The sequence below is a fragment of the Paramagnetospirillum marisnigri genome (genome assembly GCF_001650715.1).
In the GTDB taxonomy this organism is placed as follows: domain Bacteria; phylum Pseudomonadota; class Alphaproteobacteria; order Rhodospirillales; family Magnetospirillaceae; genus Phaeospirillum; species Phaeospirillum marisnigri.
Window position 1 is genome coordinate 131,301 of sequence record NZ_LWQT01000077.1, and the last position, 21,500, is coordinate 152,800.

Sequence of the window (21,500 nt, forward strand, 5' to 3'; positions counted from 1 at the left end):
ACGGCAAGCGGGCTAAAGCCTTAAGCCATTCCGGCCAGGGCGTCGTCCAGGCGGGCCGCCTCGATTTCCATCAGACGCGGACCATCGGTCCACACCAGCAGGCAGCGGATGCGGTGGCGGGGATAGATGCAGGCCAGGGCCAGGCGATAGGCCGCCATCTGGCGGATATAGAGGTCGGGAATGCCTGCCGCGTCGGTGGGTGGGCGGCGGTTGGTCTTGTAGTCCACCACCACGACCTCGGCCTCGGTCACCACCAGCCGGTCGACCCGGCCCGAGACGATGCGGTCGCCGATACGTCCCACCAGCGGCACCTCGGCGCGGGCGCCGGGACCGAACAGCCCCGCCAGGCCGGGATGGTCCAGGATGTCGGAGACCTCGTTGGCGATGGCCAACTGCTCGGCGGTTTCCAGCCCCCAGGCGGGGCGGCGCAGATAGCGCAGCATGGCCTTGGACCGCTCGGCCGGGGGAAGGTCGGGCATGGTCTGGAGCAGGCGGTGGATCAGCTTGCCCCGCTGCCAACGCCGCTCGCCGTCGCCTTCGGCCAGGGGCGAGCGTACCGGCGGCTCCTCGCCATCGGGCCGCGACGGGGCCAGCGGACGCGGCGGCGAAGGCTCGTCGGGGGCGGGCCGCCAGACCCAGGGCGGCAGGGCGGTGGGCGGCGGCAGGGCGGCGTCATGCTGGCGGGCAGACTCGGGCGAAGCCGTCTGGGGCGAGCTCAGGCGCAGGATGGCGGGCTCGGCGGTCTCCTTGGCCTGGGCCAGCACCGGGTCCTCCACCGTCTCGGCCAGGGGCGCCAGGGCATCGCCGACCAATTGGTGCCAACAGCCCTCGGGCGGCGCCTTGCGCCCACTCCAACCGCATACCACCAGCCGGTCCTCGGCCCGGGTCATGGCCACATACAGCAAGCGGTGATATTCCCGCCTTGTGGCCTGCTTGCGGGCTTCGGCGCCGTCGCGGCAATGGCGGTCCATGTCCTCGGTGCGCGGCGGCCATACCGGCAGTTCCTCCTCGCCTTCGCCCAGCCACATCAGGCGCGGCGCCCGGGTCGGCACCGCCATGGTGTCGGGCAGGAAGACCACGGGCGCCTGCAATCCCTTTGACCCATGCACCGTCATGATGCGCACCGCGTCGCGGCCGCCCTGTTCCAGGTCGCGCTTGATCTCCACATCGCCCGCCTCCAGCCAGTGCAGGAAGCCTTGCAGCGAGGGCGGATGGGCACGCTCATAGGCCAGCGACAGCGCCATGAACTCGTCGATGGGATCCTCGGCCTCCATGCCCAGGCGGGCCAGCAGACGACGCCGCCCCCCCAGCGGCCCCAGAACCCGGGCATACAGGCCGTGGGGCGACAGATGATCGACCTGGCCCAGCAGGTCGGACAATTCCAGATAGGCGCGCTCGAAATCAGGATCATCCAGGATGCGGCGCTTCAGGGTCTCCCACAGCCCGGCCTCGCCCCTTCCATGGGCCAGGGCGAAGAGTTGGTCTTCCGACAGGCCCAGCAGCGGCCCCTTCAGCACTGTCGCCAGGGTCAGGTCGTCGTCGGGCAGCAGCAGGAAATTGCCCAGCGCCATCAGGTCCATCACCGCCATCTGGTCGGCCAGCACCATGCGGTCGGCACCCGCCACCTCGACCTTGCGGGTCTTCAGTTCGCGCACCAGATCCTCGACGAAGCCGCCCCGGCGGCGCACCAGCACCAGCACGTCCCCCGCCCGCACCGGCCGGTCCTTGGACTCCAGCCGCTCGGTGTAGATCATGGCGCGGATGCGCCCCGCCACCAGCCGGGCCAGCCGGGTCTGGGGCGAATCGCCCCGGATGCGCTCCACCGGCGGCTTCCAGGGCGGCGCATCGTCGGCGGCGCGGGGCTCCACCACCGGCCACACCTCCACCCGCCCCGCCGCCCCGGAGCGATGGGCCAGATGGGTGATGTCGTCCGTGGGACCGGCCACGCCGTCACGGGCGGGGCGGCCCGGCGCGAAGACGGCGTTGACCGCGTCCAGCACGGCGCGGGTGGAGCGGAAGGACAGGTTGAGGGCGATTTCCTCCCAGCGCCCGCCCGAATCCGGGACATGCTCGGCGAAGCTGGCGCGCATGCGCTCGAACTCGCGCGGATCGGCGCGCTGGAAGCTGTAGATGGACTGCTTGGCGTCGCCCACCGCGAAGACGGTGCGCACCAGTTCGCGGGCGCCGCGCCCGGCGAAGAACTCTCCGGTCAGGGCCTCCACCACCGCCCACTGGTCGGGATTGGTGTCCTGGGCCTCGTCGATCAGCACATGGTCGATGCCGCCGTCCAGCTTGAACAGCACCCAGGGTGCGGTGCCGGGCCGCGCCAGCAGGTCGCGGGCCGCCAGGATCAGGTCGTCGTAATCCATCAGGGCGCGGGCGGCCTTGGCCCGCTTATAGGAGGCCAGAAGCGCCGAGCCCAGACACAGCAACGCCTCGGTGGCCTCCGCGACCTTGGCCGATTTCAGACGCTCGGACACCCGCACCAACCGCTCCGCCTCGGCCCGCAGCGCGTCCTCCACCCCCGGGCTGCCGTCGCGCACCGCCTTGGTGCAGAGCGTCTTGCGCGGCTCGCCCTCCTTGGTCAAGAAGGCCGCCCGCCAGGCGGCGAACCCGGCCGGGCGCCCGGCCAGATCGGCCAGCCAGGCCGCCAGCAGGCCGCCGCGTTCCTGATCGGTCTTGGCGCCCGCCAGCAGGGCCGAGGCCGCCGCCCGCAATCCGGCTCCGTCGAAATGGGCCTCGTCGCAGGCCCAGGCCAGGATGGACGCCGCGGAGTCGTCGGGCGCGAGGTCGAGCCGCCGTCTCAACGCCGCCTCCACGCCGCCAAGGCCGCCATGGCGGATCAGCAGGCGGTCCAACCGGCCGCGCGCGCTGGCCAGTTCGGCCATCAGCTCGGGAAAGGCGGTTTCATGCACCCGGCCGGTGACCAGTGCCAGGGCGTCGGCCAGGGCGGGATCGACGCCGTCGCGGGCACGCGCCAGGGTTTCCAGCTTGGCGGCGTCGAGCAGTTCGGCGGCGTCGCGGTCGTCCATCACCTGGAAATGCGGCGCGATCCCGGCTTCCAGGGGAAAGCGGCGCAGCAGCGACTGGCAGAAGGCGTGGATGGTCTCGATGCGCATGGCGCCGCCCGCCGCATCCAGCACCAGGGCGAACAGGCGCCGCGCCCGCAAGGCTTCGGGCGCCTCTGGGGCCCGGCCCAGCAGCTCCGCCAGTTCCCCGGCCAGCTTTTCCTCGCTGGCGATGGCCCAGCGGGCGAGGCGGCCCTGGATGCGGTTGGACATCTCGGCCGCCGCCGCCTTGGTGAAGGTCAGGCACAGAATCTTGTGGGGCGGCGTCCCCGCCAGCAGCAGGGTCAACACCCGGTCGGTCAGCACCTTGGTCTTGCCGGTCCCGGCGCTGGCCGCCACCCAGACGCTGGCGGTCGGGTCGGCGGCGCGGCGCTGGCGGAGATCGGCGTCCTGGGTGAGGAGTGTCGCGGTCATGCTCAACCAATGACAGCATCAAGACCAAGCCGTCAATTCCTTCACTTTCGCCCGCCGTCGCGCTATGACCTGGGGCATGGGCACGCCGCGTCTTCTCCATCTCGCCGGGCAGGACCTGTCGCTCGCCGTCCGGCGGTCGGCGACGGCGGCGCGCATGAGCCTGCGCCTGGCCCCCAATGGCGGCGTGGTGGTGGTGCTGCCCGTCGGCGTGCCGGAAGCCGAGGCCGAACGCTTCGCCCGCAGCCAGGAGGCCTGGATCGCCGGGCGCCTGCGCGCCCTGCCCGGCCGCGTCGCCCTGTCGCCCGGAATCACGGTGCCGCTGATGGGCCTGCCCCATGTCATCCGCCACCAGCCCCAGGCACGGCGCGGCGTCTGGGCCGAGGCGGGCGAGATCAACGTCTCGGGGCGCGAGGAGCATGTGCCCCGCCGGGTCGAGGAATTCCTGCGCGCCGAGGCCCGTCTGGTGCTGGCCCAGCGTGCCCGCGACCTGGCCGGGGCCATCGGCCGCAAGGTGGCGGCGGTGACGGTGCGCGACACCAAGTCGCGCTGGGGCAGTTGCACCAGCGACGGCCGCCTGTCGTTTTCATGGCGGCTGATCCTGGCGCCGGGCTTCGTGCTGGACTATGTGGTGGCGCACGAAGTCGCCCATCTGGCCGAGATGAATCACGGCCCCGATTTCTGGCGGCAGGTGGAGGCCATGGTTCCCGACATCAAGACGCCGAAATCCTGGCTGAAGCGCCATGGTCCCGAACTGCACCGCTATGGGACGGCGCCATGACCCATCCCGTCCAGCCCACCCGCACCCTGGCGGTGCTGCTGACCCTGCTGGTGGCCTTCGGCCCGGTCTGCACCGATCTCTATCTGGCGTCCTGGCCCGACATGGCCCGCGATTTCGGCACCACCACCGCCAAGGTACAGATGACCCTGGCCGCCTTCGTCGCCGGTTTCGCGGTGATGCAACTGGGCTATGGGCCATTGTCGGATCGCTTCGGCCGCAGGCGGACCCTGGTGGGCGGCATCGTGGTCTATGTGGCGGCCAGCCTGTTCTGCGTCGTCGCGCCCAGCATCGAGGCGCTGATCGTCGGCCGCTTCGTCCAGGCGCTCGGCGCCTGCTGCGGCCCGGTGGTCGGCCGGGCCGTGGTCCGCGACATATATCCGCGCGAACAGGCGGCCAAGGTCATGAGCTACATGGCCAGCGCCATGGCCCTGGCGCCGCTGGTGGCGCCCACCATCGGTGGCTGGTTCCACACCTGGTTCGGCTGGCGCTCCAACTTCATCCTGCTGGCCCTGTTCGGTGTCGGCCTGCTGGCCATGGTCTGGCGCTTGCTGGAGGAAACCAACCAGCATCCCGATCCCACCGCCCTGGATCCCGGCCGCATGCTCGCCAACTACGTCACCTTGCTGAAGGACCGGGTATTCGTCGGCTATACCATGACCCTGACCGTCATCTTCGCGGGGGTGTTCGTCTACCTGTCCTCGTCCTCGTTCCTTCTGATCGAGACCATGAAGCTGGAGCCGCGCCATTTCGGCTTCGCCTTCTCCATGGCCTCGGTGGGCTATATCATCGGTGGCTTCATGGCGGCGCGCCTCACCCACCGGGTCGGCATCGAGCGCATGGTCGGCATCGGCACCATGGGCTGTACCGCAGCCGGAGCCGTCATGGCGGCCCTGGCCTGGACCGGCGTGGTGGCGCCGGGGCCGCTGGGGCTGGCCGCCCTGCTCGGCCCCTTGCTGATCTTCTTCGTCTTCGCCGCCATGGTCCTGCCCAACGCTACCGCCGGGGCCATCGCGCCGTTTCCGCGCATGGCGGGCGCCGCCTCGGCCGGTATCGGCTTCACCCAGATGGCGGGGGGAGCGGGTATCGGCTGGCTGGCCGGATTGGCCTTCGACGGCACGGCGCGGCCCATGGCCACCGCCATGGCGGTGCTGGGGCTGACCGCTTGGGCCTTGTTCCTCATTCTGGTGCGTAGGGCAGCCAAACCGTGAAGGTGGTACCCTCGCCCACCGTGCTGTCGATGGTCAGCAAACCGCGATGGCGATTGACGATGTGCTTGACGATGGCCAGTCCCAGCCCGGTGCCGCCCATCTTGCGCGACCGGGCGGTGTCCACCCGGTAGAAGCGCTCGGTCAGCCGGGGCAGATGCTCGGGCGCGATGCCCTCGCCGTGATCACGCACCGCGACCCGAATGGCGCCGCCCCGTCGCAAGGCAGGCCCGGCGGCGGGCGGCAGCGTCCCGGCCAGGGTGGCCGCGACCTCCACCTGGGTGCCATCGCGGCCGTATTTGACGGCGTTGTCCATCAGGTTCTGGAACAACTGGGCCAGTTCGTCGGGCTGGGCCAGCACCTCGGGCAGGCCGTCGACGACCTCGACCGTGATGTCCATGCCGCGCGCCTGGGCCAGCGGCTTCAAGGCGGCGGCGGCCCGCCGCAGCAGATGGCCCAGATCCACCCGTTCGCTGGGCGGGGTGTGCTCGTTCAGTTCGATGCGCGACAGCGACAGCAGATCGGCCACCAGACGGCCCATGCGTCCCGCCTGTTCCGCCATGATGGCCAGGAAACGCTCGCGCGCCTCGTCGTCGTCGCGGGCGGGGCCTTGCAAGGTCTCGATGAAGCCGGACAGCGCCGCCAGCGGCGTGCGTAACTCATGACTGGCATTGGCGACGAAGTCGGCGCGCATGCGCTCCATGCGCTTGATGGTGGTGAGGTCGTGCAGGGTCAGCAGAACGGTGCCGCCTTCGCTGGGCTGGCCGTCCAGGCGTTCGACCCGGGCCAGGAACACCCGTTCCAGCGGCACCATGACGCTGAATTCGCATTCCCGCGCCCCCTTCTCGCCGCCCAGCACCGCCTGGACCGCGTCCAGCACCTGGGGATCGCGCAGGAAGGACGCCAGGTCGCGCCCCGGCGTGGCGGAGCCGAACAGCCGGGTAGCCGCCAGATTGGCCCGCACCACCCGGCGGCTGGTATCGAGCAGCAGCAGCGGATCGGGCAGGTTGTCGAGCAGGCTTTCGTTGCGCCGGGCGGATTCGGCCAGTTCGGTGGATTTCTGCTGCCAGGCCCGGCGAAGCCCGCCCACCGAGGCCACGGTCTCGGCCAGGGCGGCATTGTCGCGCCCCGGCGGCGGCCCCGCCTCGCCCCCCAGCGACAGCGAGCGAATCCAGGCGGCGAGATCGTCGAGATCGGCGAGATGGTTGCGGACGATCACCGCCAGGGCGAACGACACCACCGCCCAGCCGCCAAAGGCCATGGCGGCCCCCAGCCGCCCGGTGGCGGCCAGGATCATGAACACCACCCCCGTGGGGGCCGACAACAGGACCGTGACCGAGACGATCCGGCCGAGGGCGATGGCCGCGCGCTTGGGCATCTCTACTTCAACGCGTCATAGCAGGCGAGAACGGCCATGTTGACGATGTCGTTGGCCGAGGCGTCCATGGAGGTGATCTGCACCGGCTTGGACATGCCCACCAGGATGGGACCGATGACACTGGCGCCGCCCAGTTTCTGCAACAGCTTGGAGCCGATGGTGGCGGAATAGAGGCCCGGCATCACCAGCACATTGGCGGGTTCCTTCAGGCGACAGAATGGATAATGCCCCAGCAGTTCCGGGTCCAGCGCCACGTCGGCGCCCATCTCGCCGTCATAGACGAAATCCACCTTGCGGTGATCCAGGATCTCGACCGCTTCCCGCACCCGCTCGGCGCGGTCATTGCTGGGATTGCCGAAGGTGGAATAGCTGATCATAGCCACCCGGGGCTCGTGGCCCATCTGGCGGGCCTTGTGGGCGGTCTGCACCGCGATATCGGCCAGGTGCTCCGGCGTCGGCGTCTCCATCACCGTGGTATCGGCGACGAAGACCACCCGGCCCTTGGCGATGAACACCGTCATGCCGAACATCAGCTCGCCCGGCTTGGGGTCGATCACCTTCTGGATTTCCTCGAAGGCCTGCCAGTAGTTGCGGGTCAGGCCGGTGACCATGGCGTCGGCGTCGCCCGCCTGCACCATCAGGGCGCCGAAGATATTGCGCTCTTGGTTCACCAGACGCTGGGCATCGCGGAGCAGCGCGCCCTTGCGCTGCATGCGCTGGTACAGCATCTCGGTGTAATGGGCGGTGCGCGGCGACAGCCGGGAATTGATGATCTCCAGGGATTCGGCGGCGGGCAGGCCGATATTCTTCATGGTGGCGCGGATGCGCTCTTCCCGGCCGATCAGGATAGGATGGCCCAGCCCGGCATTGGAGAAGGCGACGGCGGCCCTGATCTGCTTTTCCTCCTCGCCCTCGGCGAAGACCACCCGCTTGGGGTTGGCCTTCACCGCCTCGGTGATGGCCTCCATGGAGGCGGAAGCCGGATCGAGCCGGGCGGCCAGTTCACGCTTATAGGCGCCCATGTCGATGATGGGCTTCCTGGCCACGCCGCTGTCCATGGCGGCCTTGGCCACGGCGGGCGGAATCGACGAAATCAGGCGGGGATCGAACGGCACCGGAATGATGTAGTCGGGGCCGTAGCGCAGGCGGCGGCCGGAATAGGCGGCATCCACCTCGTCGGGCACGTCTTCCCGCGCCAGGGCGGCAATGGCCCGGGCGGCGGCGATCTTCATGGCGTCGTTGATGGTCGACGCCCGCACGTCCAGCGCGCCGCGGAAGATATAGGGGAAGCCCAGCACATTGTTGATCTGGTTGGGATAGTCGGACCGGCCGGTGGCGACGATGGCGTCGGCGCGCACCGACTTCACCTCCTCGGGAGTGATTTCCGGATCGGGATTGGCCATGGCGAAGATGATGGGCCTGGGCGCCATGGAGGCCACCATCTCGGCCGTCACCGCCCCCTTGACCGACAGGCCGTAAAACACGTCGGCGCCGTCCAGCGCCTCGGCCAGGGTGCGGGCCTTGGTGGGAACGGCATGGGCCGACTTCCACTGGTTCATGCCCTCGGTGCGGCCCTGGAAGATGACGCCCTTGGTGTCGCACAGGATGACGTTCTCGTGGCGCACGCCCATGGACTTGGCCAGCTCGATACAGGCGATGCCCGCCGCCCCGGCGCCGTTGACCACCACCTTGACCTTGGACATCTCGCGGCCCGTCAGTTCCAGGGCGTTGATCAGACCGGCGGCGGAAATGATGGCGGTGCCGTGTTGGTCGTCATGGAAGACCGGGATCGGCATCAGCTCGCGCAGGCGCTGCTCGATGATGAAGCATTCCGGCGCCTTGATGTCTTCCAGGTTGATGCCGCCGAAGCTCGGCCCCAGATAGCGCACCGCGCCGATGAATTCCTCGACATCGCGGGTATCCACTTCCAGGTCGATGGAATCCACGTCGGCGAAGCGCTTGAACAGCACCGCCTTGCCCTCCATCACCGGCTTGCCGGCCAGGGCGCCGAGATCGCCCAGCCCCAGCACGGCGGTGCCGTTGGAGATCACCGCCACCAGATTGCCCTTGGCGGTATAGTCATAGGCCAGCGAGGGATCGCGGGCGATGTGCAGGCAAGGAAAGGCGACGCCCGGCGAATAGGCCAGCGACAGATCGCGCTGGGTGGCCAGCGGCTTGGTGGGGACGATCTCGATCTTGCCGGGGCGTCCCGACGAATGCATCAGCAGGGTGTCGCGCTCGAGCGCGCTGACACCCTTGCCATCGTCGCCAGGGGCGGCGGGGGTATTGAACGTGGAAGCCATGTCGTTTCTATCCCTGTCCTGGTTTCTTGATTATCAGGCGTGCCGCTTGCCCTTGGCCCGCTCGAAGATATGGATATTGGCCCCGCCAGCCTGGGCCAGGGCGGCCTTGGCCCGGTCTTCCTCGGCGGGGGTCTCGACGCTGACCCAAAGAATGACGCTGCCCGCCGCCAGGGCACGGGTGAAATCCTCGGTGTCGGGAATGGCGGCCACCTCGTCCAGAAGTTCCTTCACCGCCACGCCGCCCACTCCGGCGGCGATCAGCCCGGCGATGACGGCACCCACCGGCCCGGCGGCCAGGGCGATCAGCCCGGCGGCCACCAGCGGCCCCTCGAACTTGGCCTCGCCCACCAGGGCGATCAGGCCGTCGCGCCACTTCTGGGCCTTGCCCCCGGCGGCATCCAGCGAGTCATGGGAGGCCAGCACCGACAGGCGGCCCCGGTCGAAACCGGCCTCCAGCAGGGCGCTGACCCCGGCCTCGAACTGGCCGCGATCGGCGAAGGTTCCCACCACCTCTCGCAGGGCGGCGGGGTGCGGGTTGGTCTGGGCGGTCATGATGGTCTCCTGAACAAATCCTCTGCCCGTGATTGTGCGCCAAGGCCGGGAGTCTGGCTAGGGGCAGTGTCAGCCCTTGCGCATCAGATGGACCCGGGGCAGTCCGGCGAAATGGCTGTCGCAGGTCAGCAAGTCGGCGCCGAAGGCCAGGGCGGTCGCATAAATGACGGCGTCGGCGGTCGCCAGCTTGTGCCGGGCGCATAGCTCGGCCGCCGAAAGGGAGATGGCGGTGTCGAGATCGGCGACGACGCAGGTCTGGGTAAAGGCGATCACCTGATCGGCCTTGTCCTCGCCGACCTCGCGGGTCAACCATTTGGCCAGTTCCAACTGCACCATGGTCGGCACCAGCCACTGGTCGCGCTCGGGCAGGTGGGGCGCCAGACCTAGCCCGGTGGGAGAGGCGATCAGCCACTCGATCCAGGCCGAGCTATCCACCAGCCGCATCAGACCCTATCCGTCCGGTCGCGGTAATCCTCGGCCCGGGCGCCGCGCGCCAATCCCGACAGGTCCTCCAGCCTGGGAACCGGCACCAGCAGGACTCCATCCCCTTTGGGCAGGAAGGCGAAAACCTGACCGGCCTGCCACTGCTTGGCGGTTCTCACCGCCTTGGGGATGGAAATCTGGAACTTCGAGGACAGCGTGGCGGTATCCTTGACGGACATTACGGCCTCCTGATCGATAGGTATTGCGTAAGAATATAGCATGAGCTCGGCGCGATGGTCTGCATCCGATCAGAGGACACGCCTATGGATGCCCTTGCGCCCAGTGCCGCCCATGATACTGTGCCCGCTTCCTCATTCCCGCGCCCGAATGCCCGTGCCCGAATGTCCGTGACCGCCGAGCCGCCTTCCATTCCCGACGACGCCACGCCCATGATGGCCCAGTATCTGGCCATCAAGCACGCCCATCCCGACTGCCTGCTGTTCTACCGCATGGGCGATTTCTACGAGTTGTTCTTCGACGATGCGGTCAAGGCCTCGGCGGCGCTGGACATCGCCCTGACCAAGCGTGGCAAGCATCTGGGCGAGGACATCTCCATGTGCGGCGTGCCGGTGCGGGCCTACGAGGCCTATCTGGCCAAGCTGGTGCGCAAGGGCTTCAAGGTCGCCATCGGCGAGCAGATGGAAGACCCGGCCGAGGCCAAGAAGCGCGGCTCGAAATCGGTGGTGGCCCGGGACGTGGTGCGGGTCATCACCGCCGGCACCCTGACCGAGGATACCCTGCTCGACGCACGGTCCCATAACTACCTGGCGGCGGTGGCCGAGGCACAAGGCGCGCTGGGCCTGGCCTGGGTCGACGTCTCCACCGGCGAGTTCTGGATGCAGCCGGTGGCCGCCAAGACCCTGGGCGCCGCCCTGGCGCGGCTGTCTCCCGGTGAGTTGCTGGCGGGCGACCGCCTGCTGGGCACCGAATCGCTGTTCGAGGTCTGGGCCGAGTGGAAACCGGTGCTGTCGCCGCTGCCCTCGGCCCGCTTCGATTCTGAGAATGGCCGCAGACGGCTGGAGGCGCTGTACGGCGTCGGCTCGCTGGACGGGTTCGGCGCCTTCACCCGGCCGGAACTGGCCGCCGGTGGCGCCCTGGTGGATTACATCGAACTGACCCAGAAGGGCAGGCTGCCCCGCCTGTCGTCGCCAAAGCGCCTGGCCGAGGGCGCGGTGATGGAGATCGACGCCGCCACGAGGCGCAACCTGGAACTGGCCGAGACCCTGACCGGCGAACGCCGGGGCTCGCTGCTGGCCACCATAGACCGCACCGTCACCGGGGCAGGCGCCCGACTGCTGGCCGCCCATCTGGCGGCGCCGCTGACCATCCCGGCCGAGATCGACCACCGCCTGGACATGGTGTCCTTCCTGGTGGAGCACGACGGCGTGCGCGAGACCCTGCGCGAGACCCTGAAGCGCTGCCCCGACGTGGAACGCGCCCTCTCAAGGCTGACCTTGGGCCGCGGCGGGCCGCGCGACCTCGCCAATATCCGGGACGCCCTGGCCGAGGTGCCGGGCTTGCGCAACCTGCTGGCGGAGCCCGCCCTGGACGCGCCGCCGGGCCTGGGCGACTGCGCCCGCGATCTGGGCGAGCATTCGGCCCTGACCGATCGCCTCGCCCGCGCCCTGGCCCCCGACCTGCCGCTGCTGGCCAGGGACGGCGGCTTCATCGCCGAGGGCTATCACGCCGGTCTGGACGAGACCCGGAGCCTGCGCTCGGAGACCAAGGGCGTGCTGGCCCGGCTGCAACTGCGCTACGCCGAGGAAACCGGCGTCACCAACCTGAAGATCGCCCATAACAACATCATCGGCTATCACATCGAGGTGCCGAGCAAGCAGGCCGACAAGCTGGGTGACGGCTTCATCCACCGCCAGACCATGGCGACATCCGCCCGCTACACCACCCCGGAGCTGATCGAGCTGGCCGGGCGCATCACCGGCGCCGCCGATCGCGCCCTGGCCCTGGAAGCCGAGCTGTTCAAGGATCTGGTGGAGGAGGTGGTGGCCCGCGCCCCCGAGATCGCCCGGACGGCCGAGGCGCTGGCCCGGCTCGATCTGGCGGCGTCGCTGGCCCATCTGGCGGAGGAGAAGCGCTGGACCCGGCCCCAGGTGGACGAGACCGACGCCTTCGACATCCGGGGCGGCCGCCATCCGGTGGTGGAAGCGGCGCTGGAGGCGGCTCGTTCCGGCCCCTTCGTCGCCAATGACTGCGACCTGTCGGATGCCCAACGGCTGTGGCTGGTCACCGGCCCCAACATGGCGGGTAAGAGCACCTTCCTGCGCCAGAACGCCGTCATGGCCATCCTGGCCCAGATGGGCTCCTACGTCCCCGCCGAGTCGGCGCGCATCGGCGTGGTCGACCGGCTGTTCTCCCGGGTCGGCGCCGCCGACGATCTGGCGCGCGGGCGGTCCACCTTCATGGTGGAGATGGTAGAGACCGCCGCCATCCTCAACCAGTCCGGCCCGCGCGCCCTGGTGATCCTGGACGAGATCGGGCGCGGCACCGCCACCTTCGACGGCTTGTCCATCGCCTGGGCGGTGGTGGAGCACCTGCACGAGGTCAATCGCTGCCGCGCCCTGTTCGCCACCCATTACCACGAACTGACCCGCCTTTCGGCCAAGCTGCCCTCGCTGTCCTGCCACATGATGAAGGTGAAGGAATGGCAGGGCGACGTGGTCTTCCTGCACGAGGTGGGATCGGGCGCCGCCGACCGCTCCTACGGCATCCATGTCGCCCGCCTCGCCGGTCTGCCGCCCGCCGTGGTCGGCCGCGCCGAGGAGGTGCTGGCCATCCTGGAAAAGTCGGATCAGGCCTCGGGCATGGCGCGGCTCGCCGACGATCTGCCGTTGTTCGCCGCCATGGCGCCCCGGCCCAAGCCCGCCCCGGCCAGCGCGCCCAAGCCCTCGGCGGTGGAGGACGCTCTGAAAGGCGTCAATCCCGACGACCTCACCGCCCGCCAGGCGCTGGACCTGATCTACGAGCTGAAGCGGCTGGTTTGACGGATCGCCACCCGCCACAGCCGCTCCACGTCCAGATGAGCCGACAGATGGTCGGCGAGGCGGTCCAACACCGACTCCACCTGGGCCTCGTAGGCGATACCCGCCCCACGCCCGGCCCGCAGGCTCTCCAGCAACCCGGCGCGGAAGGGATCGGAGGCGAACAGCCCGTGCAGGTAGCAGCCCATCACCCGCCCATCGGCGGACACGGCGCCGTCGGGCTGGCCGTCCAGACTCAGGAAGGGCCGCGCCGTGTCGGGGCCGGTGGTGCGGCCCATATGCATCTCATAGCCCGCCACCGGCAAACCGCCCGCGTCGGTGCCGCTGATCTCGGTCAGCACCTTGTCGCCCGCCATCACCGTCTCGATGTCGAGCAGCCCCAGGCCGGGGGCGACGCCGCCCGCCGGTCCCTCCACCCCCAACGGGTCGGAGACACTCTTGCCCAGCATCTGGTATCCGGCGCAGATGCCCAGCACCCGGCCGCCCCGGCGCCAGTGGGCCAGGATGTCGATGTCCCAGCCCTGGGCGCGCAGAAAGGCCAGATCGGCGATGGTGGATTTCGAACCGGGCAGGATGATCAGATCGGCATCGCCGGGCAGCGGGCGTCCCGGCGCCACCATCTCTAACCGCACATCACTTTCCGCCGCCAGCGGGTCGAAATCGTCGAAATTGGCGATACGCGACAGCCGCGGCACCGCGATCTTGACGCCCTCGCCCGCACTGGCCCGGCCCTTAAGCGAGGCGGCATCCTCGGCGGGCAGCAGCGCGGCATCGGCGAACCAGGGCACGATACCCAGGCAGTCGAGCCCGGTATGGGCCTTGATGATCTCCAGGGCCGGAGTGAACAGGGCGGGGTCGCCGCGAAAGCGGTTGATGACATAACCGGCCAGACGCGCCCGCTCGGCCTCGGGCAGCAGGGCGTGCGTCCCGACGACGGAGGCGATGACGCCGCCCCGGTCGATATCGGCCACCAGCACCACCGGCAGGTCGGCGGCCTCGGCGAAGCCCATATTGGCGATGTCGGCGGCGCGCAGATTGACCTCGGCAGCGCTGCCCGCCCCTTCCACCACCATCAGGTCGGCCCCGGCGGCGAGGCGGCGATAGCTCTCCAGCACCCGGGGCAGCAAGGTTGGCTTCAGAGCGTGGTAATCCCGCGCCGTGGCATTGGCCAGCACCTTGCCCTGCACCACCACCTGGGCGCCGGTCTCGCTTTGCGGCTTGAGCAGCACCGGATTCATGTCGGAGCAGGCCGCCACGCCGCAGGCGCGCGCCTGCAGCGCCTGGGCTCGACCGATCTCGCCGCCGTCCGTGGTCACGGCGGCGTTGTTGGACATGTTCTGCGGCTTGAACGGCCGCACCGCGAGGCCGCGGCGGGCGAACAGGCGGCACAGCCCGGCGGCCAGCAACGACTTGCCGACATCGGAGCCGGTGCCTTGCAGCATCACGGCGGGAGTGGGATCAGTCATCGACGAGAAACGATCACCGCCCCGCCACGGTCAGGCCGTCGATGCGCACGGTGGGGCTGTCGAGGCCGTGGCGCAGTTCCAGGTCGCTGGCCGGGGTCAGGTTGAGGAACATGTCCTTGAGATTGCCCGCCACCGTCACCTCGGACACCGGGAAGGCGATCTCTCCCCCCGATATCCAGAATCCAGCGGCGCCCCGGGAATAGTCGCCGGTGACGCCGTTGACGCCCTGGCCGAACAGGTCGGTGATGTAGAAGCCGTCGGGGATGTCGTGGATCATCTCGGCCGGGGTGACCACGCCCGCCTCCAGATAGAAATTGCTGGCCGAGGGCGAGGGCGGCGAGCCGGTGCTGCGGCTGGCATGGCCGGTGGAGGCCAGGCCCAGTTGGCGGGCCGAGCGCAGATCCATCAGCCAGGTGGTCAGCACCCCGTCCTCGATGATGGCGCGGCGCATGGTGGCGAGGCCCTCGCCGTCGCAGGGGCGCGAGCGCAGGCCGCGCGGCCGGTGGGGATCGTCCACCACCCGCACCCCCTTGGCGAAGACCGGCTGGCCCAGGCGGTCCTTGAGGAAGCTGGTGCCGCGCGCGATGGCGGCGCCGTTGATAGCCCCGGCCAGGCTGGACAGCAGGCCGCGCGCCACCCGGGGATCGAGTACCACCGGCACCGAGCGCGTCGCCACCTTGCGCCCGCCCAGCCGGTGGACGGCGCGGCGCCCCGCCTCGTGCCCCACATCCTCCGGGGGACGCAGATCGGACAGATAGACGGCGCTGGTATAGTCGTGATCGCGTTCCATGCCCTGATTGCCGCCGCCCGCCAGCACCGACACCGACAGCGAGGAACTGGTGACGCCATAGCTGAAGGACTGGCCGTTGGAGCCGACGATGGCGACGCCCGAGCGGCCCCAGCCCGCTTCCGACCCATCGGAATTGGTGACGCCGGAAACGGCGCGGGCGGCGTCCTCGCCCCGCCGCACCATGTCGATCAGACAGTCGGCACTGGGTTCCGAGGGATCGCAGACATCGAGATCGGGCAGGCCGGTGGCCAGTTGCGAGGGATCGGCCAGGCCGCACCAGGGGTCCTCGGGAACGATGCGGGCCATGGCGACGCAGCGTTCCACCAACTCGTCCAGGGCCTTGGGCGAACGGTCCGACGACGAGACGAAGGCCTGGCGCTTGCCCATCAGCACCCGAAGGCCCACATCCCCGGCCTCGGCCCGTTCCAGGCGTTCCAGCTCGCCGAGCCGCATGCCCACCGACAGCGACACCGAATCGATCAGCACCGCGTCGGCGGCCTCGGCACCGGCCTTGCGCGCCTTGGCGACCAGATCGCCCAGGAGGTCGAGCGGCGAAGGGGAAGTCGGGCCGGGCATGGCGGAGGCTCCTTGAGCAGCCCTGAGGGGACAAGAAGGCTAGCCCGGAAGTCGGACTCAGGACAAGAGGGGATCAGGGGTAGGGCGACAGACCGATCACAACGGGGTGCAGTGCCATCAGCACCGGCACCAGCCCCAGACCGGCCAATATCCGCCACGGCCCCAACTCGGCCAGCAGCCGGGTCCAGGCCAGCGGCCCGGCCAGCCCCTCGGCCAATTCCCGCCAGCGCTCGGGCCCCAACTGGCGCTGGCGCTTGGCGTCCAGTACCCGGCCGCCCACCAGGCACAGCAGGAACAGCGGCAGGAACAGCAGCAATCCGGCGACGGTGCCGTTGGGAATCAGATGGGCGCCGCTCCACAGCCCCAGCCCCCAGATGATGGGGTGGCGGGTCAGGCGCAGGATGCCCGGCCGGCCGGGCTCGAACCGGGCGCCGCCGGGGCCGATGGAAAACGGATTGGGAGTGGTCATGCCCGCCACCCACAGCAGGCAGGCCAAGGGCATGACCAGGGACGGCGCCCAGCGCATCCAGGGCGCCTGCTCCCAGACCTGGATGATGGGGGCGGCCAGGGCGGCGGCCACCACCCAGACCAGCAGGGCGGTGGAGATGACGGAATAGACGCCGTAGAAGCCGCCCTTGCCCAGCCGGGCCAGCGACGCCTCGCGCAGGGGCCGGATATTGGTCAGGGAGTGGGCCACCAGGAACACCACCACCGCCGCCACCAGATGGCCGTATGTCCCGGTCAGAGTCATGGCGAAAGCCGCGACATCTCTATCCACCCGTCACCCCCGCGCATGCGGGGATCCATGGGACTTCCCAACGAGGTGCTACCGATACCCATGGATCCTGCCTCCAACGTGGATTCCCGCTTGCGCGGGAATGACGACAAGCAGGCGGCGATGTCCCTCACACCGGCGGCACCGGCAGCCGGTGCTGGCGGGCGCAGGCCACCAGGGTATTGCGCAGCAGGCAGGCGATGGTCATGGGGCCGACCCCGCCCGGCACCGGAGTGATGGCGCCCGCCACCTTGACCGCCTCGGCGAAATTGACGTCGCCCACCAGCTTCTTGGTGCCATCGGCGGCCTCGATCCGGTTGATGCCCACATCGATGACGGTGCAGCCCGGCTTCAGCCAGTCGCCCCGGATCATCTCGGGCCGTCCCACCGCCGCCACCACGATATCGGCGCGGCGCACCACGTCGGGCAGGTCGCGGGTGCGGGAATGGGCGACGGTGACAGTGCAGCTTTCCTTGATCAGCAGCTGCGCCATGGGCTTGCCGACGATATTGGAGCGGCCCACCACCACGGCGTCCAACCCGTCGAGCTTGCCCAGAACGTCCTTCAGCAGCATCAGCGAGCCCAGCGGCGTACAGGGCACCATGGCGTCGAGACCGGCGGACAGCCGCCCCACATTGACCGGGTGGAAACCGTCCACATCCTTGGCCGGGTCGATGGCCTCGATCACCTTCTGGCTGTCGATATGGCCGGGCAGCGGCAGTTGCACCAGGATGCCGTGGACCTCTGGATCGTCGTTCAGGCCCTCGATCAGGGTCAGGACCTCGCGTTCCGGGGTGTCGGCGGGCAGCTTGTGCTCGAACGACTTCATCCCCGTCTCGACGGTGCGCTTGTGCTTGGTGCGCACATAGACCTGGCTGGCCGGGTCCTCGCCCACCAGCACCACGGCGAGGCCGGGCACCACGTGGTGTTCGTCGCGCAGGGTCTGGACATGGGTGGCGATGGTGTCGCGCAGGCGGGCGGAAAAGGCGTTGCCGTCGATCAGGCGGGCGTCAGTCATGATTGCTCGTCATCCACTGCTCAAGGCGCAGGGCCAGGGCCGCCCCGTCGCCGGAAATGAAAATCACCTTGCGGCGGTCGGCGGCGCCCTGCACCACCGCCATGTCGGTCTTGGGGACCCGCCACTGCTTGGACAGCAGCTTGATCAGGGCCGCGTTGGCCTTGCCATCCTCGGGCACCGCCGTCACCTGGGCCTTGACCACCTTGTTGCCGTCGGCTTCATCTGCCAGCCCCTGGATGCGATCGCGCGACGCCTTGGGCGTCAGGCGCACCATCACCCGCAGCCCACCCTCGGCGATGGCGAAGGGCGAGGCCGTCACCATGGTCAAATGGCGTATTTGAATTTGGTCAGGACGCTGATGGCGAAATAGATGATCAGCCACAGCGCGATGGGCGACAGGTCAACCGCGCCGAAATCGGGCAGCACCCGCCGGATGGGGCGCAGCGCCGGTTCGGTCAGGCGGTAGATCACGTCCATGATGGTCCGCACGGTGGCGTTGTAGGTGTTGATGACCCCGAAGGTCACCAGCCAGCTCATGATCACCGAGGCCAGGATGACGTACCAGTAAATCTCCAACGCCAGCAGCACGACGTCGATCAGCGAGGACAGGATTGCGTGCATCGTCGGACCTTATGGGTTGTTCAAGCGGGCGCCCCAAACCTAGCGGCAGAGGCGTCGCGCTTCAAGGGTCACGCACGCGGCTGGGCTTGGTCAGGATGAAGACGGCGCCCGCCGTGCAACTGGTGGCCATCACCGCCAGCAGCGGCCATGCGGTCTCGGTGAAGCCGATGACATAGACCATGCTGGCCGCCATGGAGCCCAGCGCCGCCAGCTTGGCGTAAAGCGGGATCACCCGGTGCCGTTCCCACTGGCGCAGCGGCGGACCGAACAGTCGATGATGGAACAGCCAGGCGTGGAAGCGCTCGGAGCTCTTGGCGAAGCACCACAGCGCCACCAGCATGAAGGGCGTGGTGGGCATCACCGGCAGGAAGACGCCGACCATGCCCAGGCCGAAGAACACCCAGCCCAGCCCCAGCAGCGCGAGACGGGCCGGGCCGGTCAGCATGGGCTCAGGCGTCCTGCGGTTCGATCACCGGCTGCGGTCCCTCGCCGGGCATCTCGGACGCCGCCCGGGGCTGTTCCGATTGATCCGACTGCTCCGACTGGTCCTGATCCTGGTCCTGGTGCTCGCCGCCACCGCTGTTGCCGTCCTCGCCGTCCATGGACATGCCCTGTTCGTCGGCGGGAGTCGGCAGTTGCTGGCGCGGGCGGCCGTTGTTCTGGTTCTGGGCGTTGATCACCCGGAAATAGTGCTCGGCGTGCTGATAGTAGTTCTCGGCCGCCACCCGGTCGCCCTGGGACGAGGCGTCGCGGGCCAGGGACAGGTACTTTTCCAGCACCTGATGGGCATTGCCGCGAATGCGCCCTTCCGGGCCATTGCTATCGAACACCTGATTGGGGCGCGGAATTCCGCCACCACCACCACCGCCGCCACCGCCGTGCTTCTTGCCACCACCACCACCACCATTGGGACCACGACCGCGGGAGCGCTGCTTCGGATTCACGGGACCTGCCTTCATGTGCATGGTTGAAATATCCTGTTCGCCGACACCATCGTGCGGCCTATCCGCTGCCAGACTGACGGGCGGCGATGGGGGATGTCACGGCCCATGATCGCGAGGCGGAGCCAATGGCTCGACGCGAATCCCCGGCTCAAATGGCGCGTGTGGCCTGCACCCTAGTCGGGCGAGCGCCTCTTTCCAACTACTTTTTTCGCGAACCGGCCAAGACGCAGCGTTCCACCCCCGCCAGATCGCGGTGGACACCCTGATTCACCAGCCCTGCCCCGGACAGGATGGCGGCCACATCCGCCGCCTGTCCCATGCCCACTTCCAGGGCGGCAACCCCATCCGCCGCCAGCAGCCGAGAGATGTGCGGCGCCAGGGCACGGTAGCAGTCCAGCCCATCGGGGCCGCCCGCCAGGGCCAGACGCGGCTCGAACCGGGCGACCTCGGGTTCCAGTCCGTCGATCTCGTCCTCGGGGATATAGGGCGGATTGGACACCACCACGTCGAAGCTGCCGTCCAGTCCTTCCCCCCAATCGCCTTGGCGGAACTCCGCCCGTTCGGCGAGACCGGCGGCATGGGCATTGGCCTGCGCCACCGCCAGCGCCGCCGGACTGCGGTCGATGCCCAGGCCGGTGGCGAAGCGCAATTCCGACAGCAGTGCCAGCAGGATGCAGCCCGATCCAGTGCCGAAATCCACGATCCGCAGCGGCCGGGCGCGGTCGGGGACCATGGCCAGCACCGCCTCCACCAGGGTCTCGGTATCGGGGCGCGGGTCCAGCACGGCGGCGCTGACCGTCAGGTCCAGGGTCCAGAAGCCGCGCCGCCCCAGCAGATGCGACACCGGTTCGCGGGCTTCGCGCCGGGCCATCAGGCCTTCGAAGCGCTCGATCTCGCCGACGGTCAGTTCCAGATGCGGCTTGGAGAACAGCGCCTGTGGCGACAGCCCCACCACCTCGGCCAGCAGCAGCCGGGCGTCGAGCCGGGCGGTGTCGATGCCCACCGCCGCCAGCCGCTCGGCCGCCCGGTGCAGGGCCGATCCAACTGTTAACGTCATTCCATTTCCGCCAGCCGCTCGGCCTGATGGGCAGCGATCAGCGCCTCGATCACCTCGTCCAGGGCATCGCCGGTCATCACCGCGTCGATCTTGTACAGCGTCAGATTGATGCGGTGGTCGGTGACGCGGCCCTGGGGGAAGTTATAGGTGCGGATGCGTTCGGAGCGGTCGCCGGAGCCGACCTGGCTCTTGCGGTTGGCGGCGCGCTCGGCGTCCTTGGCCGAGCGTTCCCGCTCGTAGAGCCGGGCGCGCAGCAGCTTCATGGCGGTGGCCTTGTTCTTGTGCTGGCTTTTTTCCTGCTGGCAGGCCACGGCGAGGCCGGTGGGAATATGAGTGACCCGCACCGCCGAATCGGTGGTGTTGACGCTCTGGCCACCCGAACCCTGCGAGCGGTAGACATCGACCCGCAGATCCTTCTCGTCGATCTGGATGTCCACCTCCTCGGCCTCGGGCATGATGGCCACGGTGGCGGCCGAGGTATGGATGCGGCCCTGGCTTTCGGTGGCGGGCACCCGCTGCACCCGGTGGACGCCGGATTCGAATTTCAGGCGGGCGAAGACGTTGCGCCCCGTGATGGTGGCGCTGGCCTCCTTGACGCCGCCGATGCCGGTGTCGTTGACGTCCATCACCTCGAACCGCCAGCCATGCAGCCCGGCATAGCGCTCATACATGCGGAACAGCTCGGCGGCGAACAGGGCGGCCTCGTCGCCGCCGGTCCCGGCGCGCACTTCCAGGATGGCGTTCTTCTCGTCGGCTTCGTCCTTGGGCAGCAGCATCAACTGGACCTGGCGTTCCAGCAGCGGCAACTGTTCCTTCAGGGCGTAGAATTCCTCTTCCGCCAGATCCTTCATGTCGGGATCGGCCATCATCTCAGCGGCCTGGCCCATGTCTTCCCGGGCCTTGCGGAAGGCCTGGACGGCGGCCACCACCGGGTCCAGTTCGGCCAGTTCCTTGGACAGGCGCTGGAAGGTCTGGGAGTCGATGCCGTCCCCCGAGGCCAGTTGCGCTCCGATCTCGTCGTGGCGATAGAGCACCTTGTCGAATTGGGCGTCGAGATTCATAAATCCGCCTTTACA

The 21,500-nt window shown here is 69.1% G+C and carries 19 protein-coding genes; 3 read left to right on the forward strand and 16 right to left on the reverse strand.

The features are described 5' to 3' along the window. Positions 1-20 precede the first annotated feature (20 nt). Positions 21-3,482 (reverse strand): double-strand break repair helicase AddA, encoded by a 3,462-nt coding sequence (gene addA / locus A6A04_RS14935; protein WP_068494510.1) that lies wholly within the window; start codon positions 3,480-3,482, stop codon positions 21-23. 76 nt (positions 3,483-3,558) lie between these two features. On the opposite strand from addA, the gene A6A04_RS14940 reads away from it, so the two are divergent. Then, on the forward strand, positions 3,559-4,260 hold the full coding sequence (locus A6A04_RS14940) for a M48 family metallopeptidase (protein WP_068494253.1): 702 nt from the start codon (positions 3,559-3,561) through the stop codon (positions 4,258-4,260). Next, positions 4,257-5,468, forward strand: a complete 1,212-nt coding sequence (locus A6A04_RS14945) for a multidrug effflux MFS transporter (protein WP_068494255.1) — start codon at positions 4,257-4,259, stop codon at positions 5,466-5,468. The genes A6A04_RS14940 and A6A04_RS14945 overlap by 4 nt, the downstream gene beginning before the upstream one ends. Here the strand turns inward: A6A04_RS14945 and A6A04_RS14950 are convergent. The 5 genes from A6A04_RS14950 to A6A04_RS14970 form a co-directional block, all read right to left on the reverse strand. After that, on the reverse strand, positions 5,437-6,843 hold the full coding sequence (locus tag A6A04_RS14950; RefSeq protein ID WP_068494257.1) for an ATP-binding protein: 1,407 nt from the start codon (positions 6,841-6,843) through the stop codon (positions 5,437-5,439). The two genes, A6A04_RS14945 and A6A04_RS14950, sit on opposite strands and share 32 nt — an antisense overlap. A 2-nt stretch (positions 6,844-6,845) precedes the next feature. After that, complete coding sequence (locus A6A04_RS14955) at positions 6,846-9,146, reverse strand: NADP-dependent malic enzyme (RefSeq protein WP_068494259.1); 2,301 nt, start codon at positions 9,144-9,146, stop codon at positions 6,846-6,848. 33 nt (positions 9,147-9,179) lie between these two features. After that, positions 9,180-9,698 (reverse strand): hypothetical protein, encoded by a 519-nt coding sequence (locus A6A04_RS14960; protein ID WP_068494261.1) that lies wholly within the window; start codon positions 9,696-9,698, stop codon positions 9,180-9,182. A gap of 69 nt (positions 9,699-9,767) precedes the next feature. Then, positions 9,768-10,142: a type II toxin-antitoxin system VapC family toxin gene (locus tag A6A04_RS14965; protein WP_068494263.1), complete on the reverse strand. Its 375-nt coding sequence runs from the start codon at positions 10,140-10,142 to the stop codon at positions 9,768-9,770. Next, on the reverse strand, positions 10,142-10,360 hold the full coding sequence (locus tag A6A04_RS14970) for an AbrB/MazE/SpoVT family DNA-binding domain-containing protein (protein WP_068494264.1): 219 nt from the start codon (positions 10,358-10,360) through the stop codon (positions 10,142-10,144). The genes A6A04_RS14965 and A6A04_RS14970 overlap by 1 nt, the downstream gene beginning before the upstream one ends. 162 nt (positions 10,361-10,522) lie before the next feature. On the opposite strand from A6A04_RS14970, the gene mutS reads away from it, so the two are divergent. After that, positions 10,523-13,180 (forward strand): DNA mismatch repair protein MutS, encoded by a 2,658-nt coding sequence (gene mutS / locus A6A04_RS14975; RefSeq protein ID WP_068494265.1) that lies wholly within the window; start codon positions 10,523-10,525, stop codon positions 13,178-13,180. Here the strand turns inward: mutS and A6A04_RS14980 are convergent. From A6A04_RS14980 to prfA, 10 genes are all read right to left on the reverse strand, one after another. Then, positions 13,156-14,643 (reverse strand): cobyric acid synthase, encoded by a 1,488-nt coding sequence (locus tag A6A04_RS14980; protein WP_068494267.1) that lies wholly within the window; start codon positions 14,641-14,643, stop codon positions 13,156-13,158. The genes mutS and A6A04_RS14980 overlap by 25 nt on opposite strands. A 13-nt stretch (positions 14,644-14,656) precedes the next feature. Continuing rightward, the gene (locus A6A04_RS14985; protein WP_068494269.1) at positions 14,657-16,009 is read right to left on the reverse strand and encodes a TldD/PmbA family protein; all 1,353 of its coding nucleotides are present in this window, start codon (positions 16,007-16,009) and stop codon (positions 14,657-14,659) included. A gap of 73 nt (positions 16,010-16,082) precedes the next feature. Continuing rightward, positions 16,083-16,787, reverse strand: a complete 705-nt coding sequence (locus A6A04_RS14990) for an NnrU family protein (RefSeq protein ID WP_245651221.1) — start codon at positions 16,785-16,787, stop codon at positions 16,083-16,085. 127 nt (positions 16,788-16,914) lie between these two features. Next, a complete protein-coding gene (gene folD / locus A6A04_RS14995) occupies positions 16,915-17,802 on the reverse strand; it encodes a bifunctional methylenetetrahydrofolate dehydrogenase/methenyltetrahydrofolate cyclohydrolase FolD (protein ID WP_068494272.1) in 888 nt (295 codons plus the stop codon). Continuing rightward, a complete protein-coding gene (locus A6A04_RS15000; RefSeq protein ID WP_068494274.1) occupies positions 17,795-18,124 on the reverse strand; it encodes a DUF167 family protein in 330 nt (109 codons plus the stop codon). Before A6A04_RS15000 ends, folD begins: the two co-directional genes overlap by 8 nt. Before the next feature lie 2 nt (positions 18,125-18,126). Next, positions 18,127-18,423 (reverse strand): YggT family protein, encoded by a 297-nt coding sequence (locus A6A04_RS15005; RefSeq protein WP_068494276.1) that lies wholly within the window; start codon positions 18,421-18,423, stop codon positions 18,127-18,129. Positions 18,424-18,484: 61 nt separating this feature from the next. Beyond that, on the reverse strand, positions 18,485-18,868 hold the full coding sequence (locus A6A04_RS15010) for a YbaN family protein (protein ID WP_068494278.1): 384 nt from the start codon (positions 18,866-18,868) through the stop codon (positions 18,485-18,487). 4 nt (positions 18,869-18,872) lie between these two features. After that, positions 18,873-19,367, reverse strand: a complete 495-nt coding sequence (locus A6A04_RS15015; protein WP_068494512.1) for a DUF4167 domain-containing protein — start codon at positions 19,365-19,367, stop codon at positions 18,873-18,875. A gap of 199 nt (positions 19,368-19,566) precedes the next feature. Then, on the reverse strand, positions 19,567-20,424 hold the full coding sequence (gene prmC, locus A6A04_RS15020) for a peptide chain release factor N(5)-glutamine methyltransferase (protein WP_068494280.1): 858 nt from the start codon (positions 20,422-20,424) through the stop codon (positions 19,567-19,569). Further along, positions 20,421-21,485: a peptide chain release factor 1 gene (prfA, locus tag A6A04_RS15025; protein ID WP_068494282.1), complete on the reverse strand. Its 1,065-nt coding sequence runs from the start codon at positions 21,483-21,485 to the stop codon at positions 20,421-20,423. Before prfA ends, prmC begins: the two co-directional genes overlap by 4 nt. Positions 21,486-21,500 lie beyond the last annotated feature (15 nt).

Bases quoted from the DNA above. Each gene is read 5' to 3' on its own strand.
- addA (WP_068494510.1), bottom strand. From the start codon at position 3,482: ATGACCGCGACACTCCTCACCCAGGACGCCGATCTCCGCCAGCGCCGC.
- A6A04_RS14940 (WP_068494253.1), top strand. From the start codon at position 3,559: ATGGGCACGCCGCGTCTTCTCCATCTCGCCGGGCAGGACCTGTCGCTC.
- A6A04_RS14945 (WP_068494255.1), top strand. From the start codon at position 4,257: ATGACCCATCCCGTCCAGCCCACCCGCACCCTGGCGGTGCTGCTGACC.
- A6A04_RS14950 (WP_068494257.1), bottom strand. From the start codon at position 6,843: ATGCCCAAGCGCGCGGCCATCGCCCTCGGCCGGATCGTCTCGGTCACG.
- A6A04_RS14955 (WP_068494259.1), bottom strand. From the start codon at position 9,146: ATGGCTTCCACGTTCAATACCCCCGCCGCCCCTGGCGACGATGGCAAG.
- A6A04_RS14960 (WP_068494261.1), bottom strand. From the start codon at position 9,698: ATGACCGCCCAGACCAACCCGCACCCCGCCGCCCTGCGAGAGGTGGTG.
- A6A04_RS14965 (WP_068494263.1), bottom strand. From the start codon at position 10,142: ATGCGGCTGGTGGATAGCTCGGCCTGGATCGAGTGGCTGATCGCCTCT.
- A6A04_RS14970 (WP_068494264.1), bottom strand. From the start codon at position 10,360: ATGTCCGTCAAGGATACCGCCACGCTGTCCTCGAAGTTCCAGATTTCC.
- mutS (WP_068494265.1), top strand. From the start codon at position 10,523: ATGTCCGTGACCGCCGAGCCGCCTTCCATTCCCGACGACGCCACGCCC.
- A6A04_RS14980 (WP_068494267.1), bottom strand. From the start codon at position 14,643: ATGACTGATCCCACTCCCGCCGTGATGCTGCAAGGCACCGGCTCCGAT.
- A6A04_RS14985 (WP_068494269.1), bottom strand. From the start codon at position 16,009: ATGCCCGGCCCGACTTCCCCTTCGCCGCTCGACCTCCTGGGCGATCTG.
- folD (WP_068494272.1), bottom strand. From the start codon at position 17,802: ATGACTGACGCCCGCCTGATCGACGGCAACGCCTTTTCCGCCCGCCTG.
- A6A04_RS15000 (WP_068494274.1), bottom strand. From the start codon at position 18,124: ATGGTGACGGCCTCGCCCTTCGCCATCGCCGAGGGTGGGCTGCGGGTG.
- A6A04_RS15005 (WP_068494276.1), bottom strand. From the start codon at position 18,423: ATGCACGCAATCCTGTCCTCGCTGATCGACGTCGTGCTGCTGGCGTTG.
- A6A04_RS15010 (WP_068494278.1), bottom strand. From the start codon at position 18,868: ATGCTGACCGGCCCGGCCCGTCTCGCGCTGCTGGGGCTGGGCTGGGTG.
- prmC (WP_068494280.1), bottom strand. From the start codon at position 20,424: ATGACGTTAACAGTTGGATCGGCCCTGCACCGGGCGGCCGAGCGGCTG.
- prfA (WP_068494282.1), bottom strand. From the start codon at position 21,485: ATGAATCTCGACGCCCAATTCGACAAGGTGCTCTATCGCCACGACGAG.